General features: G+C 47.9%; 20 protein-coding genes. 18 read left to right on the forward strand and 2 right to left on the reverse strand.

Annotated elements, in window-relative coordinates; genetic code table 11:
• Positions 1–58: 58 nt before the first annotated feature.
• The 3 genes from KJS57_RS16710 (at position 59) to sigK (ending at position 3,279) form a co-directional block, all read left to right on the forward strand.
• The gene (locus KJS57_RS16710) at positions 59–892 is read left to right on the forward strand and encodes an AraC family transcriptional regulator (RefSeq protein ID WP_213655665.1); all 834 of its coding nucleotides are present in this window, start codon (positions 59–61) and stop codon (positions 890–892) included.
• Positions 893–992: 100 nt separating this feature from the next.
• Positions 993–1,979 carry an aldo/keto reductase gene (locus tag KJS57_RS16715; RefSeq protein ID WP_213655666.1) on the forward strand — a complete coding sequence of 329 codons (987 nt, stop codon included), beginning with the start codon at positions 993–995 and terminating at the stop codon, positions 1,977–1,979.
• 601 nt (positions 1,980–2,580) lie between these two features.
• Positions 2,581–3,279 carry an RNA polymerase sporulation sigma factor SigK gene (sigK, locus tag KJS57_RS16720; RefSeq protein WP_211020036.1) on the forward strand — a complete coding sequence of 233 codons (699 nt, stop codon included), beginning with the start codon at positions 2,581–2,583 and terminating at the stop codon, positions 3,277–3,279.
• A 220-nt stretch (positions 3,280–3,499) separates the two neighbouring features.
• On the opposite strand, the gene KJS57_RS16725 is transcribed toward sigK, so the two are convergent.
• The gene (locus KJS57_RS16725) at positions 3,500–4,051 is read right to left on the reverse strand and encodes a helix-turn-helix domain-containing protein (protein ID WP_213655667.1); all 552 of its coding nucleotides are present in this window, start codon (positions 4,049–4,051) and stop codon (positions 3,500–3,502) included.
• A 144-nt stretch (positions 4,052–4,195) separates the two neighbouring features.
• Between KJS57_RS16725 and KJS57_RS16730 the strand changes: the two genes are divergently transcribed.
• The 3 genes from KJS57_RS16730 (at position 4,196) to KJS57_RS16740 (ending at position 6,511) form a co-directional block, all read left to right on the forward strand.
• Positions 4,196–4,609 carry a DoxX family protein gene (locus KJS57_RS16730; RefSeq protein ID WP_213655668.1) on the forward strand — a complete coding sequence of 138 codons (414 nt, stop codon included), beginning with the start codon at positions 4,196–4,198 and terminating at the stop codon, positions 4,607–4,609.
• 46 nt (positions 4,610–4,655) lie between these two features.
• Positions 4,656–5,426 carry a DODA-type extradiol aromatic ring-opening family dioxygenase gene (locus tag KJS57_RS16735; RefSeq protein ID WP_211020033.1) on the forward strand — a complete coding sequence of 257 codons (771 nt, stop codon included), beginning with the start codon at positions 4,656–4,658 and terminating at the stop codon, positions 5,424–5,426.
• A gap of 212 nt (positions 5,427–5,638) precedes the next feature.
• Entirely contained in the window at positions 5,639–6,511 is an 873-nt protein-coding gene (locus KJS57_RS16740; protein ID WP_211020032.1) for a YitT family protein, read from the forward strand.
• 56 nt (positions 6,512–6,567) lie between these two features.
• On the opposite strand, the gene KJS57_RS16745 is transcribed toward KJS57_RS16740, so the two are convergent.
• Positions 6,568–7,422: an SDR family NAD(P)-dependent oxidoreductase gene (locus KJS57_RS16745; RefSeq protein WP_213655669.1), complete on the reverse strand. Its 855-nt coding sequence runs from the start codon at positions 7,420–7,422 to the stop codon at positions 6,568–6,570.
• 173 nt (positions 7,423–7,595) lie between these two features.
• On the opposite strand from KJS57_RS16745, the gene KJS57_RS16750 reads away from it, so the two are divergent.
• The 12 genes from KJS57_RS16750 (at position 7,596) to glpX (ending at position 19,854) form a co-directional block, all read left to right on the forward strand.
• Positions 7,596–8,090 carry a MerR family transcriptional regulator gene (locus KJS57_RS16750; protein WP_211020030.1) on the forward strand — a complete coding sequence of 165 codons (495 nt, stop codon included), beginning with the start codon at positions 7,596–7,598 and terminating at the stop codon, positions 8,088–8,090.
• A gap of 55 nt (positions 8,091–8,145) precedes the next feature.
• Complete coding sequence (locus KJS57_RS16755; RefSeq protein ID WP_213655670.1) at positions 8,146–9,225, forward strand: AI-2E family transporter; 1,080 nt, start codon at positions 8,146–8,148, stop codon at positions 9,223–9,225.
• 271 nt (positions 9,226–9,496) lie between these two features.
• Complete coding sequence (locus KJS57_RS16760; protein ID WP_213655671.1) at positions 9,497–10,645, forward strand: amino acid deaminase/aldolase; 1,149 nt, start codon at positions 9,497–9,499, stop codon at positions 10,643–10,645.
• The gene (locus KJS57_RS16765; protein WP_213655672.1) at positions 10,633–11,973 is read left to right on the forward strand and encodes a D-arabinono-1,4-lactone oxidase; all 1,341 of its coding nucleotides are present in this window, start codon (positions 10,633–10,635) and stop codon (positions 11,971–11,973) included. The genes KJS57_RS16760 and KJS57_RS16765 overlap by 13 nt, the downstream gene beginning before the upstream one ends.
• Positions 11,974–12,175: 202 nt before the next feature.
• The gene (locus KJS57_RS16770; protein ID WP_211020027.1) at positions 12,176–12,442 is read left to right on the forward strand and encodes a CD3324 family protein; all 267 of its coding nucleotides are present in this window, start codon (positions 12,176–12,178) and stop codon (positions 12,440–12,442) included.
• A 145-nt stretch (positions 12,443–12,587) separates the two neighbouring features.
• Positions 12,588–13,238 carry a FusB/FusC family EF-G-binding protein gene (locus KJS57_RS16775; RefSeq protein ID WP_211020026.1) on the forward strand — a complete coding sequence of 217 codons (651 nt, stop codon included), beginning with the start codon at positions 12,588–12,590 and terminating at the stop codon, positions 13,236–13,238.
• 76 nt (positions 13,239–13,314) lie between these two features.
• On the forward strand, positions 13,315–13,623 hold the full coding sequence (locus KJS57_RS16780; RefSeq protein ID WP_211020025.1) for a hypothetical protein: 309 nt from the start codon (positions 13,315–13,317) through the stop codon (positions 13,621–13,623).
• 421 nt (positions 13,624–14,044) lie between these two features.
• Positions 14,045–15,904: a sensor domain-containing diguanylate cyclase gene (locus KJS57_RS16785; protein ID WP_213655673.1), complete on the forward strand. Its 1,860-nt coding sequence runs from the start codon at positions 14,045–14,047 to the stop codon at positions 15,902–15,904.
• Entirely contained in the window at positions 15,901–17,175 is a 1,275-nt protein-coding gene (locus KJS57_RS16790) for an ABC transporter substrate-binding protein (protein ID WP_213655674.1), read from the forward strand. The genes KJS57_RS16785 and KJS57_RS16790 overlap by 4 nt, the downstream gene beginning before the upstream one ends.
• A 247-nt stretch (positions 17,176–17,422) precedes the next feature.
• On the forward strand, positions 17,423–18,040 hold the full coding sequence (locus KJS57_RS16795; RefSeq protein WP_213655675.1) for a helix-turn-helix transcriptional regulator: 618 nt from the start codon (positions 17,423–17,425) through the stop codon (positions 18,038–18,040).
• A 13-nt stretch (positions 18,041–18,053) separates the two neighbouring features.
• The gene (locus KJS57_RS16800) at positions 18,054–18,857 is read left to right on the forward strand and encodes a pyruvate, water dikinase regulatory protein (protein WP_213655676.1); all 804 of its coding nucleotides are present in this window, start codon (positions 18,054–18,056) and stop codon (positions 18,855–18,857) included.
• Positions 18,858–18,879: 22 nt separating this feature from the next.
• Positions 18,880–19,854: a class II fructose-bisphosphatase gene (glpX, locus tag KJS57_RS16805; protein WP_213655677.1), complete on the forward strand. Its 975-nt coding sequence runs from the start codon at positions 18,880–18,882 to the stop codon at positions 19,852–19,854.
• Positions 19,855–20,011 lie beyond the last annotated feature (157 nt).

Genomic DNA, 20,011 nt, shown 5'->3' on the forward strand with positions numbered 1-20,011 from the left:
GGATCCGGATTCATGTGATACAATAGCAGCGAATACTGCTATGGGAAGGTGTTACTTCATGCCGGCGATATTTCATCATAATCCGGATCGCCCGTTTCGCGAAAGCCCTGAACTTTATTTAAGCTATTGGGGAAAAGAACGCTGCGCCCCGCTCCATTCCTTCGGTCCCGGGGTTCGCGATATTTATAAAATTCATTTTATTCATGCGGGAAAAGGTGTCGTAAGCGCCGAAGGAATCACGCATGAATTGACTGCCGGACAAGCGTTTCTCGCTTATCCGGAACGGGTCATTTTTTATCAGGCTGACGAAGCCGATCCCTGGACGTATTCCTGGATCGGTTTTTACGGCGACCAAGCGGCCGATATTTTAAGCCGGACCCGGCTGAGCCCGGAAAATCCCGTCTTTTCTATGGACACGAGGTTTATGCCGCAGCTGTACGAATTGCTGAACGAAGCGGAGGATAATTCCGCGACCCGGGATTTGCGTCTTCAGGCGCTGCTGCACGAATTCTTGAGTATGCTGGTGGAGCTTGCTCCGGCTTCTGGGCCGCCCGTTTCGGCGCGGGATCAAGCCAGGGATTCTTATATTCACCGCTGCCTCGATTTCCTGCATGGGCATTACAGTGAGGAAGTTACCGTCGGCCAGTTGGCCGCAATCGTGGGGTTGGATCGCAGGTACTTGTCATCCCTGTTTAAACAGGCAACCGGTTTGCCGCCGCAGCAATACTTGCTCCATTACCGGATGGATAAAGCCTGCGGGCTGTTGAGAGCAGGCCAATACTCAATCGGTGAGGTCGCACGTTCGGTCGGATATCAGGATGCGCTGTTGTTCTCCAAAATGTTCAAAAAAACGGTCGGCGTTTCGCCCTCCGAATATCGGGATCAATCATGAAATAAGACATCATGCCATATTTAACATCCTTTCTGATATAGGTATGCTGCTTCATGTGTACTATATTGGAGCCATATCTACTTTAGGAGGGCAAGCATTCATGTATCAAGCAATGGATAATAGATATGAAACTATGACATATAACCGTTCAGGGCGGAGCGGATTAAAGCTGCCTGCTATCTCGCTGGGCTTGTGGCATAACTTCGGAGGCATCGACGTGCACGAAAACGGGCGCGCCATGGTACGAAGTGCTTTCAACTTGGGGATTGCCCATTTTGATCTGGCGAACAACTACGGACCGCCGCCGGGATCGGCAGAGGAGACGTTCGGCCGGTTGCTGCGCGAGGACTTCCGTCCATACCGCGACGAGATGATCGTCTCGACCAAAGCGGGATATTACATGTGGCCGGGACCCTACGGCGAATGGGGCTCAAAAAAATATTTAGTATCCAGCTTGGATCAAAGCCTGAAGCGGATGGGTCTGGAATATGTCGATATTTTTTACCATCACCGTCCGGATCCGGACACACCGCTGGAAGAAACGATGGCCGCGCTTGATCTGATCGTGCGTCAAGGAAAAGCCCTGTATGTTGGACTTTCCAACTACAACCCGGAGCAGACGCGGGAGGCTTCCCAAATCCTGAAGCGGCTCGGGACGCCGGCGGTCATTCATCAGCCGAACTATTCTATGATGAACCGCTGGATCGAGGAGGGTTTGCAGGACGTCCTGGCGGAAGAGGGTATCGGTTCAATCGTGTTCTCTCCGCTGGAAAAAGGCATCCTGACCGACCGCTACCTGAACGGGATCGCAAAGGATTCCCGGGCCGCCGGCCCTAGCGTTTTCCTGCGTCCCGAGGATTTGAACGAGGAACGGATCGCGAAGGTACGGCAGTTAAACGATCTGGCCGCCGAGAGAGGACAAAAACTGTCGCAAATGGCTTTGGCCTGGGTATTGCGCGGCGGCAAAGTGACCTCGGCGCTGATTGGCGCCAGCAAGGTGAGCCAAATCGAAGATGCGGTCGGCGCGCTAAGCAGCCCTTCGTTCACCGCCGAAGAGTTGAGCAAAATCGACGAGATTTTGGGTTAATGAATTGCAAAAGATGGCAAGCACCCCCGGAAGATTTCCGGGGGTGCTTTTTCGCGTGTGGCAGTTAATAACGACAAGAAAAAGTAAAACCCACTATGAATCAAAATATCCGATCATATAGACTCTAACGGACATGAGGTACCTTATTTGCACGAAAATATGCTTTTTTCTAATCTAACGGTCAGGAGAGCCGCTATTTGTATCAAAACAACTAGTATCAAGCCTATTTTTGCTAAATAAGGTCCGTGGAGTCCGTTAGAAATATAAAGTGGCCAAATTCATCGAAATAAGGGCTCTAGTGTCCGTTAGCTTATGGCTTTTTCATTTCAACCTAACGATACTCGCGGAAGTATACGGTGGAAGCAACACATTTTCCCGCGAATAAGGTAGAGGCTTGATTACGGCTTTTCATGCTTGTCCTTGCTAAAATATTCGGTCTAGAGATAATCAATCTGTTATTGGCAAGGTGAATCGGGACAGCAGCGTTTGCTGTCCTTTTTGTTTCCCGTACAGGCACAGATGGGCGCCTACCTACATACAATTGAAGTGACCCGGAAGGAATGCTTAGGTTGCTCTAGTGATTCAGCAGGAGGTGTCTTCTATGCCCGGATTGTTTACTGCCATTGCTTTATTCATCAAACAGCTGACTTTGCTCGTATCTTATGTGAAAAACAACGCGTTTCCCCAACCGTTGACGGAAGAGGAGGAAACGAAGCATTTGCAGCGGATGGCCGAGGGTGACGCGGTGTCCCGCAATTTGCTTATCGAACATAACCTGCGGCTGGTGGCTCATATCGTCAAGAAATTCGACAACACCGGCGAGGACCTCGAAGACCTGATCTCGATCGGGACGATCGGTCTGATCAAAGCGATTGAGAGCTTCCGGCCGAACAAAGGCACGAAGCTGGCCACGTTTGCGGCCCGTTGTATCGAGAACGAAATACTTATGCACTTAAGATCGCTAAAGAAGACTCGGAAAGACGTATCGCTTCACGACCCGATCGGAACGGACAAAGAAGGTAACGAGATTACGCTGATCGATATCCTGGGTACGGAAGCGGACGATGTCGTGGACCGGGTTCAGCTCAAAATGGAGAAGAGCAAGATCTATCGGAACCTTGATATTTTGGATGAGCGGGAACAGGAAGTCATCAAGGGGCGGTTCGGGCTGGAACATGGGGGAGAAGAACGGACCCAGCGCGAAATCGCCAAAGAGCTCGGCATCAGCCGGAGCTATGTGTCGCGGATCGAGAAAAGAGCGCTCATGAAGCTGTACCATGAGTTTTATAAGAAGAAATAAATATTTGTTGAAAGTACAATACAATCTAGTGTCGGACCGAGCCATGCTCGGTCTTTATTTTATCCAGGGAGCCATGTGTATTAACAGAATGAAAGATTCTTTCCCAGCAATCGGAACTACCCATCATCATTATACGGAAAAGACCATGACACCGCGGAGACAGTCCTTAATTGTAAAAAGCCCTCATTCAGCCAGCATGGCTCGATTGAGGGCTTTCCTCTTAGATGAGGTCCTGTCCGATTTCATGTTCAGTGTAGATGGAAATCAATACGATTGCCGTGTCCTCACCAATATTTCGTACTAAATGGGGAGTACATGCGTTCCAGCTGAAGGAATCGCCTTCTTCAAATTCAGCTCCGTCTTCCCCTTGTTCTGCGTATATTCTTCCTTTAATGACAACATGAATTTCCTCCCCTTCATGCGCGTGGGGAGCGACACCTGTCGAAGCACCAATGGGGATTTCCACAAGCATCATTCTCCCATTTTTTGTCGAGCTTAAATGCTCAACCTTTAAGTTCTCTGGGCCGCTTGTTGTGATAGTCCGCTCATTTTTCCGAACAATCCGCATCCGCTCTTCCTTCTTTAAAAGTAAATACGCCAGCGGCACTTTCAAAGCTTGGGCTATACTTTCTAAGGTCGAGATGGACGGGGAGGTTTTATTCGTCTCCACCTGACTCATAAAGCCTTGGGACAGGCCGGTTGTTTCGCATATTTGAGCGATGGTAATATTTTTTCGCTTCCGAATCGCCCGTATTGTAGAGCCGATATCCATCAGATCTCACCTCAAGAATATTTGTAATACAAAAGTTAATTTTATATTATCAATTTTTTTATTGACAAGTCAATGTGACTCGCGTTAAATTACTGATATAGAAATTATATTCCTATTACTAATATTCAAGGAGGAGAATAACGAATGACAAAATCAAATATAGTTTCGTTAATTATGCGAGTGGTGCTGGGCATTATATTCGTATTCCACGGTGTAGACAAGTTTCAAATGGGACTTAGTAACGTAGAGGCTTGGTTTAGCTCCATGGGTATACCGGGATTTTTGGCATATGTCGTAGCGGTGATTGAACTTGTCGGCGGGATCATGTTGATTGTGGGGTTGTTTACTCGCTATGTTTCGGTTTTGCTTGTTGTCACGCTCATCGGAGCAATTGTAACAGCGAAGCTGTCGGCCGGACTTCTCGGCAATGGCAACATGGCCGGATATGAATTGGATCTCGGATTTATTTTGGTTTTACTGCATCTAATCATTGCAGAGTCGCCGCTCTCCATCGACCGTCTTATTTCTAACAAGCGTAATCCAGTCCCTGCAAGATGAGGATGGTCAAGATGATCCGGAATTATATTAAGGAGTGAGTGTAAACATGCTGCCATCCTATTTTTTTGCGCACGGTGCACCATCCATCGTCCTTGAGGATAATAAATATACAAATCTTCTGAAGCATTTTAAGAAAGATACGCCAAGACCGAAAGCGATTGTCCTATTCTCCGCACATTGGGAGGAACCGGTACAGACGGTTAGCGCCGCTGAAACCTATGAAACCATTTATGATTTTGGCGGGTTCCAAGATGAGCTTTACCGGATGACTTATCCGGCTAAAAGCGACCTCAAACTAGTGGAGCAAATTCAATTGTTGTTTACAAAGCATGGTATTGGGAATGTTCGAAATGAAAAACGAGGTTTGGATCACGGGGCTTGGTCAGTTCTCAAACTACTGTACCCGGATGCAGATATTCCTGTTATTGCATTGTCCGTCAATCGTCATCTGCCTAATGAACAGCAATATCAAATCGGCAAGGCGCTTGCGGAGCTTCGCGAGCAGGATGTTCTGATCATTGGCAGCGGGGGAACCGTTCATAACTTAGGACGATTAAACTGGCGTTCCCAAGGAGTTGACGAGTGGGCGGAGCAGTTTGATACCTGGCTTCAGAGTAAAATCGAATCATGGGATATGGAATCGCTGTTTCAATACCGTGAATTAGCTCCTAACGCCCATGCTGCCGTACCGACAAATGAGCACTTCATACCGCTTCTCTTAGCCATGGGAACGGGCGATGCCAACCGTAAAGCGGAGCTTCTTCACCGCAGCTACCAATATGGAAATCTAAGTTTAAGCTGCTGGCAATTTAATTAAATTATTAACATAGGACATGATAATGTAAGTACCCAGCAACCGGATGTCGGTTGCTTTTTTTATTGAGCTGATTGTTACGATATGGAATTATTCGAGTTTATAAACGGGCTCCCCATTTGCCTTTTTTGTGAAAAATATTATAGACTGTTTTTTATCAGCTTTTATTAAGCGATCATTGTGTATGGTACATTAATTCTGAAAAGGGGAGTTAGATGAATAAAACGAGCAAGCGAAACTCAAGGATTCTAAGAATCATCTCAAGAGGATTATTGATTATTATAGGAGCTTTTGTAGCGGCATATGGCCTGGAATCCGTGTTGATACCCAATAATGTATCGGATGGTGGTGTGACCGGCTTAAGTATCGTCGGTTCTGAGCTGTTTGGATTACCATTAGGGCTGCTGATTGCCGTAATTAATATCCCTTTTGTCTGGCTGGGTTATAAGCAAATTGGTAAAAGCTTCGCTTTCTATTCCATTCTCGGGATTGCCTCGTTAGCGGTCGGCACAGTTCTTATGCACCATGTACCGACCATTATTGAGGGGGACACACTCTTAGTTACCGTTGTTGGCGGAATTATCATCGGTTTCGGAATGGGTTTGGCCTTGAGAAATGGCGGAGCCTTAGACGGGATCGATATGTTAGCTGTATTGCTGTCACGGAAGCTTCCTTTTGGGACAAGTGACTTAATTTTATTCTTGAATGCTTTTGTCTTCGTAGTTGTTTCGACTGTATTTGGATTGCAGGGAGCTATACTTTCGGCACTCGCTTATTTTATCGCATCCAAAGTTATACATATTGTTGAAGAAGGCTTGAGCGGGTCGAAGACCTTCAAGATCATTACCACTCAACCCGAAAAAATGGTGGAAACGATCCGCGACCGGTTAGGGCGCAGTTCAACCTATACGGATGCTTACGGCGGCTATTCCAATGAACAATACAAAGAAATCACCTGTGTCATTAACCGTCTGGAAGACAGCAAGATTAAACAAATTATTCATGAACTCGACCCGAATGCGTTTGTGGTCGTATATGATGTAGCCGAGGTTAAGGGCGGCAGTTTCAGAAAGAAAAATATACACTAATCATCTGAGTGACGCGTTGGCGGAGAAGATAAGGCTCTTTCGCCAGGGCGTTATTTTTATTCGGAACGAAGAAATTCCTGTTCATAAATCGCTTGAATCCTGTCCAATACATTCCGCGCCTGGTCTATAAATTTTAATTCCACAACTTGACCTTTCACCAAATACACGCCGGTCTTATTCCGGTGTTCCCCGAGTGCTCCCTCATACAGTCTGTCAGCGCCGCGAGTAGGAGGTGGGAAAAATAGCTTCATTAATATGCCAACCGGGAAGGGTAATCCGGATGTTTTCCCTTTTCTTAACGTATTGTTGCCGCCGGGGTCAACGCTGCGGATCAGGATGTCATCCTTGGCAAGTTCCGGCGCGATGGCGTGAGTCCAGAGCGAAAGAGCCAGCTTTGAGGTAGCGTAAGGGCCAATCAGCTTGCGGAAGGTTTTGGGACGTTCCAGGATATCGATCGTAAACTCTTTCGTAAATTTTTGTGCGGAGGATGAGGTGTTGATTACCGTTTTTAAACTGCCGCTGTTTAGGAGCTCCTTCAACTCCATCAAAATAATATACGGAACGACCGTCAACAGCTCATAATGCTTCTCGCGTCCTTGTTTCGAATAGCTTAGCTCGGGAAAGGATCCTCCGGCGTTATTGAACAGAATATCGATCCGACGCTCTTTGCCTTTGATTTCTCCCAAAGTACGTTTCAGGCTGGCATAGTCGGCAAGGTCCTCTGTTGTATAAATTCGCAGCGATCCCTTCTTGATTGCATTTTGGATGCTCATATCGTCCTCGGGAAAACCGGAACGGTTCAATGCAATCACTTGCCAGTCCTCCGACAGCAATTTCCGGGTTAATTCCAATCCGATTCCGGCGCTTGCGCCTGTAATTAATGCGGTATGTTCTCGCGGGTTTATATTCATTATGCATTTCCTCCTGTTTCGGAATATTTATTTGATAGAGCAAAGTCTATAACTTGAAGTCGACTCCAAGTCAAGGCGCAAAAGACAAAGTTTTGTCCTAAAAATAAGAGACTTGACTTGGAGCCAGCTCCAAGATGTATAATGCACAAAATGCAATTTACGGAGGGTACAAAATGAAGGAAAAGCAAACCTTTACGATAAAACAAACCGCCGAGCAAACCGGAATTACTGAGGATACGATCCGTTATTACGAAAAGATCGCGCTCTTGCCCCGTGCAGAGCGGAAGGACAACGGGCATCGCATCTATCGACAGGAGAGCATCGATACGATCCGGCTGATCGCATGTCTCAAAAAAACGGGGATGCCGCTAGAGGAAATGCGGCCTTTTTTGACGGTCTCCGTCGATACCGATCCTGCGGAATATCCCGAACTGGTGGAACTCTTAAAGAGCCACCGCGAGAGTATTGTCAGCCAAATCGCCTCACTGCAGCAGGTCGTCGATTTTATCGACATGAAGCTGGAAGAAGGGAAATATCGCCGGGATTGTTCGGATGAAAGTCCGGGGAACGAGTTGTTGGAGAAAGGGATGGGGGAGCCGGAACCCAAGCTTGTCTCACCCATGGAGATGAGTTTTTTTTCGAAGTCAGCCAAACTTTATAAGCAGTAAGGTTTATACTATAATATTTGGCATGTACAATTAATATAGTTAGGTGTGAATGAAGATGAACTTGCTGGATAAATGGACGCGCGGTGGGAAGTTTGTTCTGATTATGCTAGCCATCGTTTATTTATTTTCTCTTGTAAAACCCTTTTTCTTACCGATGCAAGCAGTCATAGGGGCGATATTAATCCCTTTGCTGCTTGCGGGATTCTTTTATTATCTGCTTCGGCCAGTAGTTGCTTACATGGAAAGATATAAAATTAAACGGTCTTTAGCGATCCTTATACTTTATGTTGTCTTGGTGATATTGACTATTGGATTTATTGCAGGGGTCTGGCCGCTCCTTGGCGATCAGTTGTTTAATTTAGTGCAAAACATTCCGAACTTTTTGGTTAAGCTTGATCTCCAAATTAAAAATCTGGGGGAGGATTCATTTCTTTCGAAGATCCTTCCTTCTGATTCGAACTTGCTTGCTAATCTGACTGATTATTTAAGCAAAGGAATCGCTTTTCTAAGCAATTATTTATCCAGTTTTATTTCTTTTCTGTCCCAATTTGCTATCGTTTTATTTACTTTTCCGATTTTGCTTTATTACATGCTAAAGGAGGGGCATCGCTTCAAGCGAGGTATAGCCAAACTTTTTCCTCTTCGATACCGGAGAACCGTGCTTCGCGTAACCAGAGATATGGACAAAGCATTAAATGATTATATTATCGGGAGGGTCATTGTCAATTTAGCATTAGGAGTTCTTATGTTTATCGGATTTATTATCATAGGACTTCCTTACGCACTTTTATTGACTTTGATTGCGGTTATACTCAACTTTATCCCCATGTTTGGCGCTATCATTTCATCAGTCCCGATTGTTATTATCGGTTTAATTGAGTCTCCATCTACCGGTATTTGGGCACTGGTAATAATCTTAGTGGCACAGCAAATTCAGGATAATGTGATCTCACCGTATGTTTTCGGGAAGAAGCTGGATATTCATCCGGTAACGACGATCCTCCTTGTTTTGGGAAGCGGAAATTGGTTTGGCATTATCGGGATGCTGGTAGTCATTCCGGTATACATGATTCTGAAAATTGTCTGGAGACGCATTTACATTTTGTTTATCAGCTCGCGTTGGGAGAATTTATAAACCGAGGACCGGTGAACGCCAGTATCTTTGAATTCAAATGAATAGCCATCAAGAGCTCCCCTTTGTGATTCCATTTGGAACCGCAAAGGGGAGTTTCTTTTTTTCGATCAAGAAGTCTCCATCCTCTGAAGGCCCCGGAAATCATGGACTATCCCTCTGTAAATCAGAATATTAATAGTACAAGAAAATTGCGTATCTACTATAGAAAGAAGGGAGGTCGAAGTAACTGCGCGATTATCGGTACTATAAAGAAGTTTGCAGCGGGCTTCCGATGCCTTTTGCCTTCGTTGATCTGGATATGCTGCAGCAGAATATTCAGAGCATTCTTCAGCGGGCAAACGGGAAGAAAATCCGCATTGCGAGCAAATCGATCCGTTCGGTTGATGTGCTCCGGCGGATTCTGAAGGCCAATGCCCGGTTTCAGGGCATCATGTGCTTCACCGTGCCGGAAGCAGTTTATTTGGCGCAGCAAGGGTTCACGGACTTGCTGTTGGGTTATCCGGCGGTGGACGAGAGTCTGCTGGCGTCCGTCGCCATGCATCAGCGTGAGGGTGGTTGCAGCATCACGCTGATGGTCGACTGCGAGAGTCATGTCGAGCAGGCGGAACTGGCAGCAGCCAAGTACGGCGTGGTGCTGCCGCTCTGTGTCGACATCGATTTGTCGATCGATGTCCCGGGGCTGCATTTCGGCGTATGGCGCTCGCCTATACGCTCCACAACTGCGGCGCTGGACCTTATCCAGCGCATCGCACAATCGAGGCACGTCGTGCTCGAGGGGCTCATGGGTTACGAAGCGCAGGTTGCGGGCTTAGGCGACCGGGTGCCGGGGCAGGCGCTGAAGAACGCCATCGTGCGGTTCCTTAAGCGCCGCTCGATCCGTGAGGCCGCAGACCGGCGGGCGGAGCTGATCGCAGCGATTGAGCGAATGGGCCTTCCTCCGCTACGGTTCGTGAATGCAGGCGGCACGGGCAGTCTACACACAAGCAGCGAGGAGTCCATTGTCACCGAGGTTACGGCCGGTTCGGGCTTCTATTCACCCGGTCTATTTGACCACTACCGGGACTTCACTTTGCTTCCCGCCGCAGGGTACGCGATCGAAATCGTGCGCCAGCCGCGCAGTGATCTCTACACCTGTTTAGGCGGAGGGTACACGGCATCAGGTGCTGCAGGCAACGATAAACTGCCGCGACCCTACCTGCCGCAAGGTGCGGCACTCCTTGCGATGGAAGGAGCAGGCGAAGTCCAGACGCCGATTCGCTACAACGGGCCGGAAAAGCTGGAACTCGGCGATCCGATCTTTATGCGTCATAGCAAAGCAGGGGAGTTATGCGAACGATTCAAGCACCTCTATTACATTTCAAATAACGGTATCGTTGGCGAGACAACGACATATCGTGGGGACGGGCTATGTTATCTATAAATTTGAAGGAACGTAATACGAAAGAATGGCGTAATTGGTCAGGATTAGTACGCGGACTGCCGAGAAGCATTGTATATCCGGCCAGCATCGATGAGGTGGTCGAGGTTGTTAAGGCCTGTGCGGCCGAAGGACGAAAACTGCGTGTCGTGGGAACCGGACATTCTTTTACAAGGCTCGTTCAGACCGATGATGTATTGGTCTCTTTGGATCAATTGCAGGGCGTGATTGCTGTTGATTCAGAGAAGGGTATCGCTGAAGTATGGGGCGGCACGAAACTGGACCGACTCGGGGAAGAACTTCATGCTTTTGGGGTGGCGCAAGAGAATCTGGGCGATATTAATGCACAATCCATTGCAGGAGCGATCAGTACAGGAACGCATGGTACGGGCGAGCGGCTTGGGAGCCTCGCAACACAAGCGGTAGGCATGACGGTGGTTACGGCGAAAGGGGATATTCTCGAATGTTCGGCCGAGCAGGACGAAGAGCTTTTTCGGGCGGTGCAGGTTTCATTAGGGATGTTCGGGATTATCGTGAAAGTGAAGCTGCGTGTTGTACCTTCGTATGCGCTCCGTTATACAAGCCGCAAAATATCATTCTCTCAATGCCTTGAACAGCTTGATCTATTCAAAAAGGAGAACCGTCATTTCGAATTTTATTGGTTCCCTTATACGGATGTTGCTCAAATCAAGCTGACAAATAAGACGAATGAGGTTCCCGGGCCGCCGAGCCGGTGGAGTTATTGGAAAGTCCTGCTGATGGAAAACGTGCTGTTCTGGGTGTTGTCGGAGTGCTGCAGGCTCATCCCGCGCCTTTGTAAACCGGTAAGCCGATTATCGGCGGCCAGCGTGCCGGATGTACAGGAAGTGGGGTATAGTCACCGTATTTTCGCGACGCCGCGGCTCGTTCGGTTTAACGAATTAGAGTACAGCGTACCGGCTGACCGCATGCGAATCGTACTTGAGGAAATACGCGAAATGGTAGATCGTCACCAGTTCGCCGTTCATTTTCCCATCGAATGCCGCTATGTTCAGGGAGATAATTTGTGGCTTAGCCCCGCGAATGGACGCGATTCCGCCTATATCGCCGTACATATGTATCGGGGGATGGAGTACGCTGACTATTTTGCCAAAGTGGAGGAGATCTGCAGGCAGCATGGCGGAAGACCTCACTGGGGCAAGATGCACACGATGACTGCGGACCGGCTCCGTTCGATCTATCCGAAGTGGGATGCATTTCACCGACTTCGCCAAGAACTTGATCCTTCGGGGATATTTTTGAACCCTTACTTGGCAGAAATGCTGCAACAGGGAGACGAGAAAATGCATTGACCCCTATGGTATACTGGAAAAGTAAAGGGGGTGCGTTACTGATGGAGAATCCGTTAGGATTGTCTGTGACTTCTTTCACTCATGCAGAGCCATTATTGGAGAAGCGTTACTTTGCATGGGGTCAAACTTTTTCTAACGCTAAATAAGCTTTTCTAATAGTTGGCTTTGCGCCTTATTTATTCTTAATAAGGAGTGAAGCAAGTTGAAATATACGAACGCCAAAAAAGTATTGCCTGAAAAGCTGATCACAGAAATTCAACAATATATCCAGGGGGAAACCATCTACATTCCAAAACCGGAGATGGAATATAAGCCTTGGGGAAGCAGGAGCGGTAGCAGACAATGGCTAGATCGCCGGAATGCCGCCATAAGACACGATTTCAAGAATAATATCAAGATTGAGCAGCTTGCTCAGGACTATTTTCTGTCCATGGAAACGATTAAGAAAATTGTCTATTCAGCAAAATAGTAACGACGGACACTGATGAAGTTATTCTTCATCAGTGTTTTTCTGTCTTAATCGATTCTAAGTTGTTGTTTACATAGGAATGACTTCATTCACACTTTAAAATAAGGGTTAGGTGATTTTTTTGCTGGAATGAGGAGGAGAACAAATGCTAACGCCATTTATGAGAAACCATGAATATAATCTAATCAAACGCCTGGTGGGGCGTCTCGATAACAATATTAAGACCACAGCCGACCAGAAAGTAATAGCTGCTACTCGCCACACCACTTGGACCCGAGTCATGGAGATGTTCCCGTCTGCGACGGAGGAGCAGAAGCGATTCTTCGATCGGATTCCGGCATTGAACCGTTCGGAGGAATTCCAAGCTTATCTAAGCGAGCTGGAGGAGTACGTTACGCCCCTCGAAAAGGTAACCGAACAGCAGTTGAAGAAGCTTTTCCGAAAAGTTAAAAAGTTGAAGCTTCCGCCGCTGGCCGAGCTCGATTTCCGGTTTCTGACCTATATCGGATGGACCGATATTTCAAGCAATAAACTCTTTATCGTCTACAACTTAGACGGGAAGATGGCGGGCGTAGAAGGACGCTTCAGTCCGACGAACAAGAAAGGGGTCTGCTGCCTCTGCAACAAGCATGAGGAGATCGCCTTTGTTACCGCACAGACGAAAGTCAAATCCGGATCGGCCCTGGATCATTTTGGGCGGGTCGGAAATTATATGTGCATCGACAGCGCCAAGTGCAACCGGAATATTACCGATGTGTCCGGGCTGGAGAGGTTTATGAATGACGTCTTAAACTAAACAGCCTTCATTGACAGAGACAAGCTTAACGATTAAGGTAATGGGGAATACAAGGTCATTTTTTTGGAGGATACTTATGAATCAACGCTTTCGAATTACGAGATCCATGCAACCAGACTCAAGCGGGCAAGAGATTTCATTGGAGGAATGCCAGCAATATTTTTCTTCCAAGGCGGATTTCACTTATCAGACGGTGCTGACTGTAAAAGGTGAGGAGAGCACCATGTCTATAAAAGGGGATTTCTTTATGTGGAAACACGGAGAAGACCTTATTCCATTCAGACACTATATGGGTGATCTGTATGTAGCTATCTCCCATCAGGAAATCGTGCCCCTCATGGTCGAAATTGCATCCGATCTTCGGGCTGATATCGTGGAAGGGTAAGAAGTACAAATCAAACACGAGCCTAATTAAGGGCAACCTCCACCGAGGTTAAATTAACTACAAGGTCTCTCCCTTCTAGACATGAAGCGGCGGGGCCTTTTGTTGTTGGATTGATTTTATTCTGCATTGAGGCGGACGCAGAGATTAACTATTTGAATTTATACGGCACCTCCGCGAACAGCGACAATTAATACAATATTGATTATCTGGAGGAACTCATCGGTTATAAACCTCTGGATGATGCAACCGAATTGCTTGAGCAAGCCAAGGCAGCGGGGCGCGAGGTGCGTCAGGATGAAACCCAGTATCAAGGCGGACAAGAGTAGGTATAAAAAAATGTTCGTAACTGTCGATAAAGGAAGTATTATTAGAGATAGGTTTCAATTTTTGTTAATGTATCATTTGCGGAGGCAACGACACTATGCGGGGCTCAAACCATCGTCTGCAAGCCAGACTGACACTCACTATATTACTGCTGATTTTTAGCTTGCTGGGCGATTTTCTATCTTTGCCTATGCTATATGGAATGAAATTTCACTTTTCTACCCTCTTTATTATCATGGCATTTATACTTATCGGAAGCCCGGCGGCAATTCTAATAGCATTTCTTACTGCCTGCAGTAATTATTTTCTGCTGGAGCTGTCCGTCTTTGACTCCGTAATTGTCTTTGCCGAGATCCTGTTCATTGCGCTCGCCTTCAGGCTTCGCAAAGGTTCTGTATTTGTGTATGACCTGCTCTTCTGGTTCATAACAAGCGCACTGTTTCTCTTCTTATCCTTGTACGTTCATCTGTTTCAATCGCATACGCAACTGCTTCTACTCCTTGCCAAATCAAGCGTGAATGGATCCTCGAACGCTTTGATGGCAGAGGTGCTGACAACCTATCTTCCTTTTATTCGCCGATTGAAAATTAAGAAGAGGAACAAGAAAATTCCCCTTCAACAAATTTTCGTCCATCTTTCGATTAGCGGCCTGATTCTTCCCTTTGTCTGCTTTATGATTATGACGGGAATCTCACAGAATCATGTCGTTAATTTACGTGCATTGCAGTTGACACAATCTACGGCGAGCAGTGTCCAGGAGCAGGTTAGCAGTTGGAGCAAGGCGGATTATCGCGCATTGGAACTTCGGGATATTATCCAGTTAGGCAAGCTGAGGGCGATTGTCAACAATGTTACGTCCGGAGCTGTTGAAGTCGTTATAAGTAATCCTGGCGGTGACGTCTTGGCAGCCAGCTCCAAGGACATTGCCGCACATACTTCAGTTAGTAATCTTCCTGAGAAAATCAACTTATTCCGGTACAATTCCAATTTATATTTGACGCTGCCTGACGACAGATATTTTACCGAGCTGTCTATGTGGAGCGGCGGATTTTATTGGTATAGCATTCCTTTGAATGAGGACCTGGATTACAACATCAATGTAAGGGTTCCCGCCTCTCATTTTTTGTATGAGGTATATAGCATTTATGCGATAGAGTTTGGACTCATCATTGCGTTTATTCTGGTCGTGCTGCTCGTTGTATATTGGTTCAGTAAGCTGATCGTCCAGATATTGATTAAACTCACTCACGAAACGACCGGCCTGCCTGATAAAATAGCGGCGACCTTTGAGAGTTATAGCGCCGAAAGTCATATTGTGGAGTTCGATAAGCTGTATAGGAACTTTCAGAAGATGGCGGTCAGGCTCAAGGAGATGTTCGCCGAAGCTATACGAATGAACAAGGTTCTAACGGAGCAGGCGCAGCAGATCAGGAAGTCTGAGCAGGAATTTCAGAAACTAGCATTTACGGACGCTCTGACAAAAATTCCGAATCGTCTCTATTTCCATAAGAAGTTGAAGCGGTTAATTGAGGAACGTTCACCAGCAGTTACGGTAATGTTTATGGATTTGAATAAATTCAAAGAGATCAACGATACATACGGACATGAAGTAGGGGATAAGCTGCTGCAGCATGTTGCCGGTTTATTAACTACTGCGGCAGGGGCCGATCAAGTATGTCGTCTCGGGGGAGACGAATTCGTCGTCGTTCTTCCGACAGCGGATCCGATGCTTGTACTACAGACAGCTGAACAGATCCTGGAGCTGTTCAAGACACCGCTGCTAATTCAAGATCTCAAACTTCAGCCGCAAACGAGTATCGGGATTGCATCCTATCCCAAAGACAATGATAATCCGGATCAATTGTTAAGGCTTGCGGATCAGGCCATGTACCTGGCCAAACAGTCCGGAACTGCATTGGTCTGGGAAAGTAATGGACAAGGAGATAGTGAGGCGTGATTAGATTCTGGAGGCTGACCATCTTGACGATGCTGTTCGTAATGACGGCATGCAGCAGTTATTTGACGGAGCTGACACCCGTTTCCCTCGATACTGAGGATTCGCAACAATCCAAGGACACTCATGGGAAAAAGGATGAACTGCTTGTTTGGACTTATTATGATACTACCGAAACGGACCGGCAATTTTTGAAGCTTTATCCTCAAATAAAGGTGAAAACCGTACGATTAAAATATGAAGATATTGCGGATGCATTAATCAAGGCTTATGGAACCAGCGAGTCGCCCGATGTGGTTTTTCTCGATAGTTCCATGGCAGGGAAGCTGAACGGTCTTGATATTTTGAGCGACCTTCGGGAACAAGGGAATCAAGTTGGCAGATTCGAGCAACAAATCCCGGCTGATATGCTTCCCCAGTTTTCGGACGTGAAGATGGATAAGCTGATCGCTTTGCCCATTGAGTTATCGACGGCCTTTACGTACTATCGTGCTGATTTACTTGAAGAGAATGGCTTCCCTGCAAATCCGGACAAATTGGCCGAATATTTAAGCGAACCGCAGAACTGGGTAGATATGGCCATCAAGCTGAAGGAAAAAGGAATTTTTCTTTTTCAGCATTATACGGACCCTATAGAGGTTGCTGCGATGTCTTCCAGCATTCTCGATCGTAATCTTGAGTTCGCCTGGGATAGTCAGACTTTTCAGGATGCGATTTATGTAGCGCGTGAGATTCGCCGGAACGGACTTGCGCTTCGAAGTTCCATATGGGATCCTTCAGGTGAGCAGGCGCTTCGTGACGGACAGCTGGCGATGCTGCACGGTGGGCCATGGACAACGGATTCACTAAAGAACTGGGCTCCGGATCAGGCGGGGTTATGGCGCGTTTCGAAGCTGCCGTTTCGTTTATACGGCTATCGGGATGGGGCAATGATCTCTATTACCAAAGACAGCGAGCATAAATCGGAAGCATGGAAATACGTTCAGACTGTAGTATTGCTGACGAAAACGTCCGACGATTCGGGTAAAGAGAGCTACCTTGGCGGACAAGATCCGAAGAGTATGGCTAAAAGCTATGCGCAATTCAATAAGGGAATATATCCAACACCTCTCGACGCGGAACTCAAGGACCTGTGGGATAAAAATATTGCCGGAATCATTGAATCCGACCAATCTATCGCCGGTCAGCTATCGCTCCTAAAAGAGCAAATGGAGCAAGTTACGGAAGAAGAGAGGACGATTATAAAGGAAGCGATCGAGTCGAAAGATGAATAACTTTGTACAAAAGAGTCTGCGACCAGCAGGCTTTTTTTGTGTTAATTGATGTCACTATGTCCCCGGTACGATCCAAGTAAACCATCACAATTAAAATATAGTGCGTATTATATATTGAAAAATAACTATATATGACGTACTATATATTCAGAAAACATTTCCAGCGGAAGGAGGCACCTCGTTCCGCTCGACAGAGCGGGCATATACGAAATACGGAGGGATCACTATTAAACTGACATCCCGTCAATTGGAAATCGTGGATATCGTGAAAAAACATGCGCCCATCACCGGGGAACAGATCGCCGAGATGCTGAATTTAACCCGTCCGACCATTCGTTCGGATTTGTCGGTCCTCGTGATGCTCGACTATATCGATGCCAAGCCGAAGGTAGGGTATTTTCTCGGGAAGCGGGCTATATCTGAAAATGAAAATAAAATCCGGCTGCTGGACATGAAGGTCGGTGACGTTCATAGCGTTCCTGTGGTCGTTCGGGAAACGACGACGATCCATGATGCGGTCGTAACTCTTTTTCTGGAAAATGTCGGGCATCTGATCGTCACGGATGAAGAGGGAAGGCTGGCGGGGATCGTGTCCCGCAAGGATTTGTTAAAGGTCACGCTCGGAAACGCGTCGGCTTCTACGATGCCGGTGAGCTTCATTATGACCCGCCGGGCCAATGTCATTACCGTTTCGCCGGAGGACACCGTTCTGGAGGCCGCGCGGATTATTATCACCCATCAGATCGACAGCCTGCCTGTCGTAGTTCCCGCTCCTTCCGGGGGAGAAGGGGAATGGAACGTGGTCGGACGCATTTCCAAAACGAACATTATCAAAATGTTGCTCGAAACGTTAGCAGAGGAATAACGGGAGGAATGGAATGAACCAGGAGCAAGCTCACTTCATAGCAATCTGCTCGGACTCGGTCGGCGAAACCGCCGATGCGGTCGTCCGGGCCACGCTTCGCCAGTTCGAACTGCCGAATACGGAAATCAAACGCATGATGAACGTCCGCTCTGAAGATGAGCTTAGCGCAATCATGGAGGAAGTAGCGGGACGCGGCGGCTTTGTTGCCTATACTTTAGTCCAGCCTGAACTGCGGGAGGTCATACGGGAAGAAGCCGTTCGTCTTAACGTCCGGGCCGTGGATATTATGGGACCGATGATGCAGGCTTTTATCGATACATTCAATGATACGCCGAAACGGACTCCCGGCCTGCTGCACCGGCTGGACGAGGATTATTTCCGCCGCGTGGAGGCGGTGGAGTTTGCGGTCAACAATGACGAAGGCAAAGACGTGGGGGCTATCCTGAAAGCCGATCTGGTGCTGCTCGGGGTCTCAAGAGCGTCTAAAACGCCGCTGTCGATATTTTTGGCCCATAAAGGCTTGAAAGTAATGAACTATCCGGTGGTGCCTGAGTTGACGCCGCCCACGCAACTGAAGGAAATAAGCGCCGGCAAAATCATCGGCCTGACGATCGACCCTACGCATCTGGTCAAAATCAGGTCGGAGCGTCTAAAGTCGATGGGACTGCCCGACGATGCCCCGTATGCCTCACTGGAACGGGTACAAGATGAACTGAAATATGCGCAGACTCTGTTTGCTTCGCTAGGCTGTCCGGTGATCGATGTGACGGATAAGGCGATTGAAGAAACCGCAGGCTTGATTATGAAGCAGCTATAGATAATTAACGGGAGGGATCCATATGGAACGTCATATTGCTTTGGAATTGGCACGCATTACGGAGGCGGCTGCGCTAGATGCGGCCTGCTGGACGGGAAGAGGCGACAAACACAGTGCGGACGAAGCCGCAACGGTGGCGATTCGGAGCTTGATTTCTTCCGTGGATATGGATGGCACCGTCGTGATCGGGGAAGGGGAAATGGATGAAGCGCCGATGCTTTATATCGGTGAGAAGGTAGGGAATCGCCGGGGGCCGAAGGTGGATATCGCCGTGGATCCCCTGGAAGGGACGGAGACGGTGGCAAATGGGCTGAACAATGCCATTTCCGTTATCGCGGCTGCCCCGCAAGGTCATCTGCTGCATGCGCCGGATATCTATATGGCGAAGTTGGCTGTCGGTCCCGCACTGGCGGGGCGGTTATCCCTGGACGATCCGATCGAAATTACGCTCGCCCAAGCGTCAGACATTTTAAGCAAGCCGTTATCCGAAATGACGGTCTCGATCCTGGATCGTGAACGCCACCGGGACATGATATCGGCGCTTAGACAAGCGGGCGTCCGGATCAAGCTGCTGAGCCACGGAGATGTAATGGGAGCCATCGAGGCTGCCGTCGAGAGCGAAGTCGATCTCTATGTGGGCTCCGGCGGCGCTCCGGAAGGCGTGCTGGCCGCAGCGGCTCTCCGCTGCCTCGGCGGTGAGATGCAGGGACGGCTGTTGCCGGGGAATCCCGAGGAAGCGGAGCGCTGCCGGCGGATGGGCCTGAGCGATCCGCAGCAGCTGCTAGGCATGGACGAGATGGTGGGCCGGGGCAGCGTGCTGTTCGTCGCCACCGGCGTAACCTCGGGCGATCTGCTCAGCGGGGTCCGCTATTTGCCGAATAACACAGCCGAGACCCATTCCGTTATTATGCACTCCTTAAACCGGACGGTCAGCTATTTGCGGACGATCCATCATTTAGCCGGAGCGGCGGACCACATCACTGAAGCTGCTATTTAATTTGTTCTAATTCTGCCGGTCAGAACAGCACCCGAAATTGTTTCGGGTGCTGTTCATTTTGCGAGATATTTTTCATTTGTCGATCGTGTTAGAAGTAGGAGGTGAAAAAATGGATGGCTACTCTGCGGATTACAGTGAACAAGAATTTGCTGAAATC

The sequence above is a fragment of the Paenibacillus vini genome (genome assembly GCF_018403325.1).
Lineage (GTDB): Bacteria > Bacillota > Bacilli > Paenibacillales > Paenibacillaceae > Fontibacillus > Fontibacillus vini.

Bases quoted from the DNA above. Each gene is read 5' to 3' on its own strand.
- KJS57_RS16775 (WP_211020026.1), top strand. From the start codon at position 12,588: ATGCTAACGCCATTTATGAGAAACCATGAATATAATCTAATCAAACGC.
- KJS57_RS16760 (WP_213655671.1), top strand. From the start codon at position 9,497: ATGCCTTTTGCCTTCGTTGATCTGGATATGCTGCAGCAGAATATTCAG.
- KJS57_RS16750 (WP_211020030.1), top strand. From the start codon at position 7,596: ATGAAGGAAAAGCAAACCTTTACGATAAAACAAACCGCCGAGCAAACC.
- KJS57_RS16735 (WP_211020033.1), top strand. From the start codon at position 4,656: ATGCTGCCATCCTATTTTTTTGCGCACGGTGCACCATCCATCGTCCTT.
- KJS57_RS16800 (WP_213655676.1), top strand. From the start codon at position 18,054: ATGAACCAGGAGCAAGCTCACTTCATAGCAATCTGCTCGGACTCGGTC.
- KJS57_RS16780 (WP_211020025.1), top strand. From the start codon at position 13,315: ATGAATCAACGCTTTCGAATTACGAGATCCATGCAACCAGACTCAAGC.
- KJS57_RS16710 (WP_213655665.1), top strand. From the start codon at position 59: ATGCCGGCGATATTTCATCATAATCCGGATCGCCCGTTTCGCGAAAGC.
- KJS57_RS16765 (WP_213655672.1), top strand. From the start codon at position 10,633: ATGTTATCTATAAATTTGAAGGAACGTAATACGAAAGAATGGCGTAAT.
- sigK (WP_211020036.1), top strand. From the start codon at position 2,581: ATGCCCGGATTGTTTACTGCCATTGCTTTATTCATCAAACAGCTGACT.
- KJS57_RS16730 (WP_213655668.1), top strand. From the start codon at position 4,196: ATGACAAAATCAAATATAGTTTCGTTAATTATGCGAGTGGTGCTGGGC.
- KJS57_RS16725 (WP_213655667.1), bottom strand. From the start codon at position 4,051: ATGGATATCGGCTCTACAATACGGGCGATTCGGAAGCGAAAAAATATT.
- KJS57_RS16715 (WP_213655666.1), top strand. From the start codon at position 993: ATGTATCAAGCAATGGATAATAGATATGAAACTATGACATATAACCGT.
- KJS57_RS16740 (WP_211020032.1), top strand. From the start codon at position 5,639: ATGAATAAAACGAGCAAGCGAAACTCAAGGATTCTAAGAATCATCTCA.
- KJS57_RS16785 (WP_213655673.1), top strand. From the start codon at position 14,045: ATGCGGGGCTCAAACCATCGTCTGCAAGCCAGACTGACACTCACTATA.
- KJS57_RS16755 (WP_213655670.1), top strand. From the start codon at position 8,146: ATGAACTTGCTGGATAAATGGACGCGCGGTGGGAAGTTTGTTCTGATT.
- glpX (WP_213655677.1), top strand. From the start codon at position 18,880: ATGGAACGTCATATTGCTTTGGAATTGGCACGCATTACGGAGGCGGCT.
- KJS57_RS16745 (WP_213655669.1), bottom strand. From the start codon at position 7,422: ATGAATATAAACCCGCGAGAACATACCGCATTAATTACAGGCGCAAGC.